At 37.9% G+C, this 13700-nt stretch carries 13 protein-coding genes; 4 read left to right on the top strand and 9 right to left on the bottom strand.

Annotated elements, in window-relative coordinates; genetic code table 11:
- Positions 1–15: 15 nt before the first annotated feature.
- The gene (gene mgtE / locus QWY88_RS05755) at positions 16–1341 is read left to right on the top strand and encodes a magnesium transporter (protein ID WP_304544999.1); all 1326 of its coding nucleotides are present in this window, start codon (positions 16–18) and stop codon (positions 1339–1341) included.
- Positions 1342–1356: 15 nt separating this feature from the next.
- On the top strand, positions 1357–2400 hold the full coding sequence (locus QWY88_RS05750) for a CNNM domain-containing protein (protein WP_304544997.1): 1044 nt from the start codon (positions 1357–1359) through the stop codon (positions 2398–2400).
- A 12-nt stretch (positions 2401–2412) separates the two neighbouring features.
- On the opposite strand, the gene QWY88_RS05745 is transcribed toward QWY88_RS05750, so the two are convergent.
- From QWY88_RS05745 to QWY88_RS05730, 4 genes are all read right to left on the bottom strand, one after another.
- Positions 2413–3594: an NAD(P)/FAD-dependent oxidoreductase gene (locus QWY88_RS05745; protein WP_304544995.1), complete on the bottom strand. Its 1182-nt coding sequence runs from the start codon at positions 3592–3594 to the stop codon at positions 2413–2415.
- A 75-nt stretch (positions 3595–3669) separates the two neighbouring features.
- Positions 3670–4515 carry a DMT family transporter gene (locus QWY88_RS05740; RefSeq protein WP_304544993.1) on the bottom strand — a complete coding sequence of 282 codons (846 nt, stop codon included), beginning with the start codon at positions 4513–4515 and terminating at the stop codon, positions 3670–3672.
- Positions 4512–6317, bottom strand: a complete 1806-nt coding sequence (gene asnB / locus QWY88_RS05735; protein ID WP_304544991.1) for an asparagine synthase (glutamine-hydrolyzing) — start codon at positions 6315–6317, stop codon at positions 4512–4514. Before asnB ends, QWY88_RS05740 begins: the two co-directional genes overlap by 4 nt.
- A complete protein-coding gene (locus QWY88_RS05730) occupies positions 6317–6886 on the bottom strand; it encodes a class I SAM-dependent methyltransferase (RefSeq protein ID WP_304544989.1) in 570 nt (189 codons plus the stop codon). The genes asnB and QWY88_RS05730 overlap by 1 nt, the downstream gene beginning before the upstream one ends.
- Positions 6887–6993: 107 nt before the next feature.
- Here QWY88_RS05730 and msrA point away from each other — a divergent pair, with 107 nt between their 5' ends.
- Positions 6994–7521, top strand: a complete 528-nt coding sequence (msrA, locus tag QWY88_RS05725) for a peptide-methionine (S)-S-oxide reductase MsrA (protein ID WP_304544987.1) — start codon at positions 6994–6996, stop codon at positions 7519–7521.
- Here the strand turns inward: msrA and QWY88_RS05720 are convergent.
- From QWY88_RS05720 to topA, 5 genes are read right to left on the bottom strand one after another with little or no spacing between them, the layout of a single operon-like run.
- Entirely contained in the window at positions 7513–7860 is a 348-nt protein-coding gene (locus QWY88_RS05720; protein WP_304544985.1) for an AMMECR1 domain-containing protein, read from the bottom strand. The two genes, msrA and QWY88_RS05720, sit on opposite strands and share 9 nt — an antisense overlap.
- Complete coding sequence (locus QWY88_RS05715) at positions 7860–9035, bottom strand: cation:proton antiporter (RefSeq protein WP_304544983.1); 1176 nt, start codon at positions 9033–9035, stop codon at positions 7860–7862. Before QWY88_RS05715 ends, QWY88_RS05720 begins: the two co-directional genes overlap by 1 nt.
- Position 9036: 1 nt before the next feature.
- Positions 9037–9885 carry a biotin synthase gene (locus QWY88_RS05710; protein ID WP_304544980.1) on the bottom strand — a complete coding sequence of 283 codons (849 nt, stop codon included), beginning with the start codon at positions 9883–9885 and terminating at the stop codon, positions 9037–9039.
- 3 nt (positions 9886–9888) lie between these two features.
- On the bottom strand, positions 9889–10452 hold the full coding sequence (locus QWY88_RS05705) for a YfcE family phosphodiesterase (protein ID WP_304544978.1): 564 nt from the start codon (positions 10450–10452) through the stop codon (positions 9889–9891).
- Positions 10430–12658 (bottom strand): type I DNA topoisomerase, encoded by a 2229-nt coding sequence (topA, locus tag QWY88_RS05700; protein WP_304544976.1) that lies wholly within the window; start codon positions 12656–12658, stop codon positions 10430–10432. The genes QWY88_RS05705 and topA overlap by 23 nt, the downstream gene beginning before the upstream one ends.
- Before the next feature lie 205 nt (positions 12659–12863).
- Here topA and QWY88_RS05695 point away from each other — a divergent pair, with 205 nt between their 5' ends.
- Positions 12864–13673, top strand: coding sequence for a flagellin N-terminal helical domain-containing protein (locus tag QWY88_RS05695; RefSeq protein ID WP_193113753.1), 810 nt, complete (start codon positions 12864–12866; stop codon positions 13671–13673).
- The last annotated feature ends 27 nt before the right edge of the window (positions 13674–13700 follow it).

Below are 13700 nucleotides of genomic sequence, written 5' to 3'. Positions count from 1 at the left end.
GTTATAATGACGCCAATGGAAGAGATAAAAAATTATTTAATTACACATGAAGATGTAGAGATGCATCCATCGGAGATAGCGAAGCTTTTAAAAGAATTAACTGATGAAGAGTTTAGTGAAGCGATTAAGATAGTTCCAAAAGACCTAGTTGGTGATGTCGCTTTAGCTTTACCGGATAGATATTTTGAAGATATTGTAGAAAACTTGAGTGTTGCAGATTTAAGTTATGCTGTTGCAGAACTTGAATCGGATGATCAGCTAGAGTTTATGCAAGAGCTGGAAGATGTTGATGAGAATGTCGCTGCAGAGGTTTTTAAAACACTTGATGAAGAAGACAAAGAAGAGATAGAAACACTTCAAAAGTATGATGATGATGAAGCCGGTGCATATATGCAGCTGGAGGTTTTTACATCTTACGAAGATGAAGTGGTTCAAGATGTGATCAAAAGATTTGCACGCCTGAGAAAAGAGAATGAACTCGAAAACGTACAAAATCTTTTTATTGTCGATCGAAGAGATAAGCTCCTTTTTACGGTCGGCTTGGACGAGCTTTTAATTTTTGACTTTTCTAAAACGATAAAAGAGAATATCCAGGCAAGCGAAGACACTTTTGAGCCGAAAATTGCACGTGACAATGAAGATATAAAAGAGGTTGTTCACTACTTTGAAGAGTATGACCTCTCTGTAATGCCTGTCGTAGACGGTGATGGAACACTTCTTGGACGTATAACATCAGACGACATTTACGATATCATTAATGAACACGCAACTGAACAGATGTATAACCTTGCCGGTGTTGATGATGAGGCGGAAGAGGATGATGTTATTCAGGCCGGTAAGAAGCGTGCTTCATGGCTGGCTGTAAATCTTTTAACGGCCATTGCGGCTTCTTTTGTGATCGGGATGTTTGAACAAACGCTGCAAAGTCTCGTCGCCTTGGCTATTTTAATGCCGATAGTAGCATCTATGGGTGGAAATGCAGGAACACAGACTTTGACGGTTGTTGTTCGTCAGTTGGCTTTAGGTGATATCTCTAATGGTGATGCGCTTAGGATCTTAAAAAAAGAGATATTTATTGCATTAATGAATGGACTTGTTTTTGCTATTGTTATGGGAATAATAGCGTGGGTTTGGTTCGATATAAGTCTCTTAGGGATTGTTATCGGGCTTAGTATGATTATAAACTTGTTTATGGCAGGTTTTTTTGGAGCGGTAGTTCCGTTAGGGTTAAAAATGTTAAAGATAGACCCGGCAATCGGGAGTACGGTTATTTTAACAACCGTAACCGATGTAGTCGGCTTTTTTAGCTTTTTAGGCTTAGCAACATATATTTTATTATAAAGAGGAAATAAACACTTGGATCTATTGATACTGTTTTTCTTGTTATCGGTTAGTATATCGTTTTTATGTTCAGTATTAGAATCAGTACTATTGTCTATAAATATGTCATTTGTGGCAGTATTGGAGAAGGAAAGACCAGCTGTAGGAAAGATACTACGTGTGCAAAAAGAGAACATCAACAAATCTATTGCATCTATTTTGATCTTAAATACTATAGCAAACACTTTAGGTGCGGCAGCGGTGGGTGCACAAGCAGCAAAACTGTTTGGTAACGATGCTGTTGTATATGTATCTGTTATTCTTACATTTGCAATTCTATTTTTCTCGGAAATTATTCCTAAAACTATCGGTGCAATCTATTGGAAGCAGTTGGCTCCGGCTGCAGCTTACTTTATCCGTGCATTTATCTGGTTGACATACCCGATTATTATTTTTACATTAGCGGTAACAAATAAGATCTCTAAAGGGAAAACCGATGCACACTCTATGACAAAAGAGGAGCTTTTAGAGAGTATGCTTATGAGTGAGGATGAGGGTGTCATCGATGAGAAAGAATCTGATGTTATTGAAAATATTCTAAAACTGCGTGAGATCAAAGTTGCAGAAGTTTTAACACCTAGAAGCGTTATCTTTGCACTAGATGAGACGATGACAATTAAAGAGGTGATGGAAACTCAGCCTGCCATATTTAAATTTTCACGTATCCCAATCTATAAAGACTCTATAGAAGATGTAACCGGATTAGTTCTGACTAAAAAGATTTTTAAACAGGCACTTAAAGATGACACTGTGTATCTTAGAACAATTAAAAAAGATATCTTTGCGATCAATGAAAATATTCCGGTTTCAAAAGCACTTGATCTGTTTATATCTAAAAAAGATCATATGTTCTTGGTTCGTGATAATTACGATCAAACTGAAGGGATTGTAACTCTGGAGGATTGTGTTGAAACAATTTTAGGGGTTGAGATCATGGATGAAAGTGATACGACTGAGGATATGCGAGAGCTTGCAAAACGTAAAATGAAGCTCAAGCGAAGGTTAGAAGAGGAGAAGTAAAACTTCCTCTTTTTACATACCTGGAATTCTCGGGATTTTCCCGAGTTTTGAATTACGACAATAAAATCCCCACCCTTTTTTAAGCCAGTGCCCGATAAACGGCATAGGTATCATAAAGGCACGTTTCTCATCTCTATAGACAAAAGCAGCCCCGTCACCGCTATCCATTACACATAAGATGTTTAGGTGCTCATTGTAGCCTTTAAAATCAAAGCCGCCGTTATCTCTTTGGTCAATATTATGTACAGCATTTTTTGCCATCACTTCAGCTATATGACCCTGTTTTGCACGCCATTCATACCCCTCTAGGGCTGCAACGTCACCTACGGCATACACATTAGTCATTTCACCGTTTTCATCTAATACACAAGAGTAATCGTCAGTTTTTACAAACCCTGCTTCATTTTGTGGGAGATCGGAGTTTTTTACCACATCATGACCATTGCCGGCAGGGATGAACATAATGAAATCAGCTTCAAGTTTACTCTCATCTTCAAATACTATACTATCAGCTTCAAAGTGAGTGATCTTTTTTCCGAACTGTTTTTTAATGTCGAGTTTTGTAAAGAAGGTATCCATCATTTTTAAGGCTTTTGGACCCATACGTTTTCCCGGTTCAGGCATTGGTGCAAAAAAAGTGAGTTCAAAGTTTTGGCGTAGCCCTTTTTGTTTAAGAAGATTGTGTACATTAAACATCAGCTCAAATCCTGGCCCACCGCGAACTGCAGAGGTATCTTTCGGATTTCCTCCAAACCCCATAGCTATTTTACCGCTTCCTTTTTCTATAAGTGCATCGAGCTTCTCTCTGATTAGCAGAGACTGTTCAGGTGCCCCACAGATTGAAAGGGTATTCTCAACCCCTTGAGGTTTCATTTTGGAAGCTCCCATAGCAAGGATGAGATAATCATAATCATCAAGTACTTTAGAACTTTGAAGAGTAACTTTGTTTTCTTTGTATGAGATAGATGAAACAGCGTCAATGATAAGTTCAAATCCATGTGCTTGTTGTAACTCTTTTAAGTCAACGCATACATCTTTAAACTCCACATTACGTGTCGGCACCCATATAGAAGTTGGATAGATGTAAAAATACTCTCGATCACTTACAAGTGTAACATCATACCCCTTTTTTCTCAGGTGTGCAGCCGCATCAACTCCTGCAAATCCTCCACCAAGAACTAAAACTTTTTTCATTTCATACCTTTCAGAAAACTAACTGTTCTATGTAGTTTAACTAAGCTTATATAAAAGATAGCTTTTTCTTATAAATTACTTTTTATTGATAAAATATACAGCTACCATGCTAATAATTCCGCCAATTATAACATGAATTTGCATAGGTTCATCTAGTAATATAGATGCACTTAAAAGGGCAAAAACAGGGACTAAAAACATGTAAGAACTGGTCTTTTCACTTCCTAGTTTACCGCTTGCTATAAAAAAGATGGTTGTTGCTATAGTTTGTCCAAATACGGCAAGATATATCATCGATATCCAGAACTTGAAATCTTGGTCAAATACCACCATAAGATCGGAATCATAGGAGTAAAAAAACATAAACAGCGTTGCTACTACAGAGATAAAAAAGCTGTAATGGATCGGATGAATATGTTTTTGGGAGTGTTGTGAAAGTACGGTTACTCCCGCCCATATAGTTGCACAAAACAAAAAGTAGAGATTCGCCGAGTTTAAAAAGAGACTAAAATCGCCAAGTTGCAGAAGGATATACCCTCCGACAAGCCCTAATAGCAAACCAAAGTACTGTCTTGTTTGAAGTTTGTTACGAAATAAAATCGCTACAAGTAAAAATGTCATAATTGGACTAAAAGTGGTGATTATGACACTTCCTGCACCTGCTAAACCGTACTTGATCCCGTAAAAAGATGAGAACATAAAGCTTACGTTGAGCACAGAACTAGACATGATATATTTGAGCGAGTCTTTGTTTAATACAAGAGGTCTTTTAAAGAAGATCAGTATCGGTATAAAGGTAAGTGACATAAAGAAAAAACGCCAAAAAACAACTACGTCCATAGGCAGTTCATAAGTAAGAACTTTAAGTGCACTCCAGCCGCTTCCCCATAAAAACATAGCCAGAATCATCAGCTTATTCATAAAAACTCTCTTTTGAGAAAATGACTCAGAACATACAGACCCCAGATATGCTGTTTAAAAGTTCCGCGTTTTGCAGTTGCAATATAGCGTTCAAGGACATCTGTTTTAAACATACCTGTCTGCTCATTCACCTCTTGGATCAAAGAGATTTTCCCACTGGAGATCAGGTACTCCATATATGGATTTGAAAACCCTTTTTTCTTACGGTTGATGATAGGTTTTGGCAGTTTATCTGCCATAACTTTTTTCAGCAGAGATTTTGTAACGGCATCTTTATATCTGAGCTCGGGTGCTATTGAAAATATCAATGAGGCAAACTTATGATCCAAAAACGGTGTACGTGATTCTATTGAGTGTGCCATAGAGATCCGATCGAGTTTTGTTAAGAAGTGCTCACTTTGAAAATGATTTAGATCGATATAACTAAACCAGATCGACTCATCCTTATGAGCTGAGGCTTCATAGCGATCACGATACTCTTGAATGTAGCCCATACTTTCACCGTCGCGTATATTTCGGCGTAGGAGCTGGTTTTTTTGCATATCGGTAAACTTTTCACTGCTGCATCGAAACACCACCTCATTTTCAAAAGCACGTTTATACCACTCCCATTCACGGTTCATCGAAAAGTTTGAGCGGAAATATTTTTTAAGCCAGTTTGCATGGTAAAGATGTTTTGCCTTCTCAAGCTCAATGTATTCAAAATATTGTCTATACCCCAAGAAAAGTTCATCACTCCCCTCACCGCTAAGGACAACTTTGTACCCATCTTTTTTTACCTCTTCAAGCAGGATGTAAAGGGGGATGGCTGCGGGATCGTTGAGAGGCTCATCAAGTGCATGGAGTACCGGATCAAAACTCTCAATAAATTTCTCTTTTGTAGCAATGACCGCTTTATTACGAACCCCTAAAAGTTTTGCACTCTCTTTGGCTTCATCTAGTTCATCATATTTTCTATACTCTTCAAATCCAAGTGAGTAGCTTAGCAGATCTTTGCCGCTGTTTTTAGCGTAGTAGTTGATTGTAGCAGAGTCTATCCCTCCGCTAAGCAGAGTCGCCATCGGCACTTCCGAACCGCTTAAACGCAGCTCGATAGATTCTTGAAGTAACTCCTCGATCTTTGCGATCGCTTCTGCTTCACTCGTTATAAGGTTTGGCGTAGTGTCAAGCAGGTCAAAATAGCGTTTTACTTCCACTGTATCATTTTTAAAAACAAGGTATTCGCTAGGGGCTAGTTTTTGTATCCCTTGAAAAAAAGTGTGTGGCGAAGTAGGGGCAAGATAGCTGAGATAACTGAGCATTGCATCTTGATTGAGCTCTTTGTTTTTTAGAAATGGTTTAAGTGCTTTGAGTTCCGATGAAAAATAGAAAGCCTCTTTATTGTGCATATAAAAAACCGGTTTTTTCCCGAGTCGATCGCGAAACAGATAGAGATTTTCTCCGTCTCTTATGGCTATTGCAAACATACCGCGCAGATGTTGTACAAACTCCACACCCCATTTTAAGTATGCCGCGAGAATAACCTCTGTATCACCTTCGGTTTGAAAATCAAAATCGAGTTCTTGTTTTAACTCTTGGAAGTTATAGATCTCACCGTTGAATGATAGCAGTATATTTTTATATTGTAAGGGTTGATTGCTTCTGTGGTGTGTATCGTTTATGCTTAAACGCTGGTGTGCAAAAAAGAGATTTTTCTCCTCTACGATACCGCAAAAATCAGGTCCGCGGTGAGAAAGAAGTGCGAGGGCTGAGCGTGCTTGTTTTTGATCATACTCGCCTAAAATTCCAAAAATTGCACACATTATCTAAAAAATCCTATTGTTAAGTCATTTGGTATATAATCTTCGATGTATTTTACCTCATTTACACCTAATGATGAGGCAACTCCTTCTATAAATGTTTGATCAAGATAGTTAAAAGTTTCACTTTCCCGTCCAACCAAGCAGTTAAAGAGAAACCCTTTTCGAGAAGAGTTGTAACAGTTTTGTAAAAACATTGTGGTCTCAAATTTTGTAAGTATGTTTAACGCCCCGCTGCAAACGATATAATCGGAGACTAAAGGAGCACTTTTGATTAAGTCTTGTTGGATGATTTCCTGAGCTGTATTTTCTCTAGCGATTAAGACCATCTCTTCTAAAATATCAATACCGGTATATTTTTTCGGTTTATAAGAGAGATAATTATAAAAATCACCAAAGCCGCAGCCCACATCTGTGAGGGTATAGTTCTCAAGTTCGTTTGGCAAAAGTTTTATGAGTTGATCGAAACGCAAAACCTGATAAAGCTCAGAGTTCCAGTTTAAACCTTTTGCACTCTGTCCATGTTTTTTAATGGCATTTGCATAAAATTTTTGATTGTCGATTGTAGGCATTTATTCCTGCTTTGATTGTAAAACACTTAATTTTTTAAGATAAAAAAACAGCTATTATATTCTAAAAGAAAACTGTGCAATAATAGCATAAAAAATAGGTGAGTATTATGGATAAAAGAAGAGTAGTTCTTGGTGGTGGATGTTTTTGGTGTGTTGAAGCGGTATATAGAAATGTAAAGGGTGTGCTCTCGGCAGTAAGCGGCTATACGGGCGGTGCACGTCCAAATCCTACCTATGAGAACGTTTGTTCAGGTGCAACGGGTCATGCCGAGATCGTGGACATCACTTTCGATAATGATGTGATTACGTTAGAAGAGATTTTAGATATCTTTTTTGCGGTACACAACCCTACAACACTCAACCAACAAGGTGCCGACAAAGGGACACAATATCGCTCCGTAATCTACTATGCTAACGATGATGAGAAGCAAACTATAGAGGATTCGATCAAAAAACATCAAGCAGATTTTAGCGATCCTATCGTGACTGAAGTAAGCCCGTTAGGCGATGTATATCCTGCAGAAGCTTATCATCAAAACTACTATAATTTAAATCCGATGCAGGGGTATTGCCAAGTGGTGATTGCACCGAAATTACAAAAATTTATGACCTATTTTCCGGAGAAATTAGCTTAATATCGGTTCATCTTTTTGGGAGATAATTCCCTCGGCTGTATCGAGTGTGATCTCAAGAGAGCAGCGAAGATACTCTGAAGTAGTCAGCGGTGTGAAGTTTTTATCTTCAAAAGCAGCTTTTTTTGCGGCAATAATTACATTTTGCAAAAGAGAGAGTGCTTCATTTATCTTGTAACTACCGCGAAGCTCCTCTTCAATAAATATTTTTACCTCTGTAGGGATATTCTGACTTAGTAGAGGATGTTCCTGTAGAAGTGATGCATGATCGATCGTATTGGTTGCTTCTATAACCTCTTGGATAGAATCACGTGCAAGTTGAAGCAAAACCGACCTAGCCATTATTCTACCTTTGTCTCTTTTTTCTCTTTATAAATATTTATAAGCTTGATAATTATCATAACAGATATAACCTGAAATAATGCCGCTAAGATAAATGCGAAATAGTGTAATTTATCTATAGAGTTTGCATTGTATGCTAATGTTGCCATTGCGATCAAAAGCGTTAAAGGCATAGAGTGTGAAAGCCCCATAAGAACTGAATCAACAAAGCCGAGATTTTTGATAAATACTAAGGAAGCTATAACGCGCATAAGTATCATAATACCTGTAATTATAAGTGCTTTTAAAACTAGACCATCCATAAGTAGCGCATCAAGATTAAATGCCGTACCGATATGGATAAAAAAGATTGGGATTAAAAATCCAAAACCGTAGGATGAAAGTTTTTCGGGTAGTTCATGTTTATGCTCAAAGAAACTAGGGATAAAGATACCCGCTAAAAATGCCCCGAAAGCAAGTTCCAGATCGAGGTAAAGCATAGCCCCTATTAGAAGAAAAAAGATCCCCATAGATAAACGGATGTCCTGTTCTTTGTTGTCTTCATGCGGCATAAGTGCCGTCGAGATTGCCGGAAACCACCAAAATACAAGCTGCATAGATCTAAAAACAAGAAACATGATAAAGATAAATACAAGGAGTGCAAAGATAGTTTGAAACAGTCCTAAGCCTATACCTGACTGCAGGGCTGCCGAAGTGATCGTAAGGATAAAGATAGAAGCAACCTCTCCAATCCCTCCTACCGTCATTGAAAGCTCAAGCCAATGGGTTTTGCCGTACTCTTTTGAGAGAGAGGCTACAAGTCCCACCGAGATAAGTGGCAGGAGCACCATAAAGACGTTTCCAAGCTCAAACTGAAGTGAAAAAGCGATAGAAAAGGCGTATAAAAATACGAGGTAAAGAACAGTTTTCTTGATAATATTCGTAGGGGTTTTAAGAACGTTTTTGAGGTTGATCTCAGTCCCTGCAATAAACATAAGGTATAAAAATCCAAACTCGGCTACAAGTTCAAAGAGGTGTTCATCATGTATAAGTCCGATATATCCGAAAATAGAACCAAGAATAATCTCACTAGGGGTTGTCGGGAGTTTTACAACTCGTGCTATAAATGGAGAAAAGATGATGATGAGCGATATTGTTATGATTAAAACAACATTATCACCTACACCGTGAGTCATCTTATTTTCCTACCTTTGTTGCCACTTCAAGATGCAGTGATTTGAGCATCTCCAAGTCTTTATTCATCTCACGACCTGCAGTTGTAAGATAGTTTCCAATCACTATAGAGTTTGCACCGTATTTAAAGATCTCCGTTTGTCTTTCGCCAAACATAAGTTCACGTCCCCCTGCAACCATAATACGCTCAGCATCAGGAAGTGTTTCGCGAGTGAGTTTTATTAACTCCAGTGCTTCTTCCACTTTTAGAGGATTTGGCTGTAACTCTAAAGCAGGATTGTGATGGTAAAAGTTTATCGGTACACTTGTAGGGTTTAGCTCTTTTAGTGATGCTAACATACTTTCACGATCAGCTTGCGTTTCACCAAGTCCGAAGATCCCGCCGCTAATAAGAACCAGTCCAACTTCGTTAACGTTTTGACATGTTTCAAAGCGCTCGCTCCACGGGTGTGTCGTACAGATTTGCGGATAAAAAGCTTCACTAGTTTCCAAGTTATGGTTATATGCTTTAATACCCGCTTTTTTTAGCTCTTGTAACTGCTCTACAGAAGCTGTACCGTTACATGCAATTAGGCGAAGTTCAGGTGCCACTTTTTGCACCTCTTTAGCAGTAGAACATACAAACTCTAACGTTTTGTCGTTAAGCCCTTTGTCTGCAGTTACTAAACAAAATCCGAGTGCACCGTTATCACGGGCTGCAATCGCTTCTTTTTTGATCTCTTCAATAGGCTTTTGTTTATAACGTTCAATGTCAGCTTTATATCTCACACTTTGAGAACAAAATTTACAATCCTCTTTACATGTACCGCTGTTGATATTACAGATCGAGCATAAAAATATTTTCTCACTCATCTTCTATTTCCTCTCAAAGGAGAGCTCTTTTTCAAGTGTAAACTCCTTTTTTTTCTTCCTTGTAAAATATTTTACATCAAATAGCTGGGGCGTTACTTCTAGCAGTACACACTCTGAGAGTGGTTTGTTTCTTGCACACACTTCTCCGGGATTGAGGTAGAGTGTTTCCCCTTTGTATTCTACACTAAACTTATGTGTATGACCAAATATTACCACTTCGGCATCGTTAGACATATAAAAGGGCAGGTGCATCAATTTAAATGTTGTACTCGCTAGTTTAAAGTAGTTCGGTTCCTGTACCAAATTGTACCTGTTGTGCAGATACACTAAATGGGCATCATTGTTCCCGTAAACAGCTACATATCTTTTCCCGGTGTTTTCTAAATATTGTAATGTCTCTTCTTCAACGATATCACCGGCATGGATAAAAAATTCAGCTCCCTTTTCTAAAAGCATATCGATAGCTTTTATAGCACGATTTGCTTTAGTATGGGAATCAGAAATAATACCTATCTTTACAGATGTTTTTGAAAGTTTTGAGGTTTTATTTCTGATCAATCTCTTCACGAGGTGTTTTTGTCTTACATTTAACACACTCATATACCTCTTTGTTTCTAAATGTACGTGGAGCTAACACGCCGTCACAGCCATCTTGTGTACACTTAATAGTTGTTGGTTCAAATTTTGAAATAAATTTACAATCCGGATAGTTTTCACATCCCCAGAACGGCCCACGTCTTGAGTTTTTCAGACTCAGTTTTCCGCCACAGTCCGGACAAGGAGTTTCACTCACTTTTTCCTCAACCTGGATACTTTTCGTATTTTTACAATCAGGGTAGTTCGCACATGCTAAAAATTGACCGTTACGACCATTTTTAATTACCATGTCTCCACCACATTTGTCACATTTATCCTCTGCAACTTCCTCTTTTTTCTCTATTTTGTTGCCCTCTTCATCCACTTGTTCAGTGTATTTACATTTAGGGAATCCGCTACATGCAACAAACTGACCGAAACGTCCGGAACGAAGAAGCAGTTCACTTCCACATTTAGGGCAGTTACGTCCGAGAGGTTTTGCCATTTTTAGTGAAACTATCTGCTCTTTACCATCTTCGATTTGCTGCATAAACTTATCGTAAAAATCGATAAGAAGTTTTTCCCAGTCTATATCACCCTCTGCAATCTCCTCGAGTTGTTCTTCCATATTTGCAGTGAAGTTGATATCTACAATGTTAGAGAAGTGCTTTTCTAAGATTTCTGTAACCGTAAAAGCGATCTCAGTCGGGATGATCTGCTTTTTCTCAATACTTACATATGTTCTGTTTGTAAGTGTCGCGATAGTCGGTGCATATGTCGATGGACGTCCAACACCCTCAGCTTCAAGTTTTTTAATCAGGCTTGCTTCAGAGTAACGTGAAGGTGGCTCGGTAAAGTGTTGCTCCGGTTTGATCTTCTCGATCTCAGCTGTATCACCCTCTTTTAAAGTTGGAAGCAGTTTATCTTTATCTTCAGTTCCCGTTACTTTGTAGAAACCTTCAAAAATCAGTTTTCTACCACTTGCACGGTACTCGTTTTCATTCCCTTTAAAAATGATAGATTGTTGCTCAAATACTGCATCTTCCATTTGACACGCCATGAAACGCTCATAAATAAGACGGTAAAGTTTTAACTCATCAGCTTTAAGGTATTTGCTTGCTACCTCAGGAGTAAACTGCAACATTGTAGGACGGATGGCTTCGTGAGCCTCTTGTGCACCTTTTGCTTTTTTAGTGTAAACTTTTGCACTTTTTGGAAGATATTTTTCTCCGTAACGGCTTTCAATAATTCCGCGAACAGCGTCTACAGCTTCTTTTGCAAGGTTAAGTGAATCGGTTCTCATGTATGTGATAACACCACTCGTCCCATCAGGAGTTTTTACACCTTCATAGAGTGCCTGTGCCAGCATCATAGTCTTTTTCGGAGAAAAACCGAGTTTTGAAGACGCCGTTTGTTGTAGAGTTGAAGTCATAAACGGTGGCGGAGTTGAACTCTTTCTCTGTTTTGTTTCAATCTTTTCGATTGTAAAACTATCGTTCTTTACACTTTCAACTATTGCAGCAGCAGTCTCTTTGTTTTTAATTGTAAGTTTTTCTATCTTCTCACTTTTATGTTTAATGAGATTTGCTTCAATATTTGTTTTAAAAGTTGTATCTATGCTCCAATATTCTTCAGGAACGAATGCCTTGATCTCTTTTTCACGATCAACTACAAGTTTTAAAGTTGAACTCTGAACTCTACCGCCGCTTAAACCTTTTTGGATCTTTGAACTTAATAAAGGAGAGAGTTTATAACCAACGATACGGTCAAGTAAACGACGTGCTTGTTGCGCATTTACCATATCCATATCTATTTTACGAGCAGACTCAAGTGCATGTTTAATAGCATTTTTCGTGATCTCGTGAAATACTATACGCGGTAGTTCCTGAGGATCTTTTTTGATAGCGTGTGCTATGTGCCATCCAATCGCTTCCCCTTCGCGGTCCTCATCGGTCGCGATATAGATAGTATCTGCTTTTTTGGCTTTTTCTTTTATCTCTTTTACTGTTGGAGCGTTCTCTTTTGCCACAGAATATTTTGGAACGATAGTATGAGTCTCTTCATCTATCTCTATACCAAAACGTGATTTAGGTAGATCTCTAATGTGACCCTTGGATGCAATCACATCATAATCTTTCCCCAAAAAGTTTTTAATAGTTCTAGCTTTTGCTGGTGATTCGACGATAATTAAGTTCAAATATAATCCTATATAATATAGTATAGTGTTTTAAGTCCGAAAGTTTAGCACAAAAACTTTAAATATAAAAAAAGTGAAAAAAAAGATAAAATTTTCTAAAGTTATTTTTTTAGGTGTCGATTTAGTTAACATCTAGGGCAAGGAAGCCTGAAGATAAACTTTAAATTACAAGAGCGAAAGGCTCTTCCATAGAAAAGGATTTATTATGGGTTTTAGAATTAATACTAACGTTGGTGCAATGACTGCACACAGAAATGCTACGTTAAACAATGTTCAATTAGATAACAGTTTAACAAAACTTTCTTCTGGTTTAAGAATTAACAAAGCTGCTGATGATTCAGCTGGTCTTGCTATTGCTGATAAACTAAAAGCACAAGCAAATGGTCTTGGTCAAGCAACAAACAATGCAAATGATGCAATCGGTCTTATCCAAACTGCTGACGGTGCATTACAAGAGTATACAAATATCGTTCAACGTATTCGTACACTAGCGGTTCAATCTGCCAATGATACTCAAGATTCTGCTTCAAGAAGTTATATTCAGACTGAGGTTAATCGTCTTATCAGTTCTGCAAGTTTCATTAATACACAAACTAAATTCAATGGTAAAACATTATTTACTAATAGTAGTTTTACATTCCATGTTGGTGCGTACTCTGGTGAAACAACTAAAACAACAATTGATTCTATGACTGCATCAAATGTAATTGGTACTGCAGGTGTTTCTACTCAGTCTGCTGCTGAAGCTACAATCTCAGCGATGGATTCTGCACTTGGAACAATCGATACATTAAGAGCAAGTCTTGGTGCTGCACAAAACCAACTTGAATCAGTTATCAGAAACGTTACAACTGCACAAGTAAACGTAACAGCTGCTGAATCTCAAATTCGTGATGTTGACTTTGCTGCTGAGTCTGCAAACTTCAACAAAAGAAACATTTTAGCGCAATCTGGTTCATATGCTATGAGTCAGTCTAATGCTGTTCAACAAAATGTTCTTAGATTACTTCAGTAGTAAACTAAGTATTTAAAGACTTTTTTT

Source organism: Sulfurimonas sp. hsl 1-7, from assembly GCF_030577135.1.
Classification (GTDB): domain Bacteria; phylum Campylobacterota; class Campylobacteria; order Campylobacterales; family Sulfurimonadaceae; genus Sulfurimonas; species Sulfurimonas microaerophilus.
The sequence above is the reverse complement of the archived record's forward strand: the minus strand, read 5'-3'. Positions and strand labels throughout refer to the sequence as shown.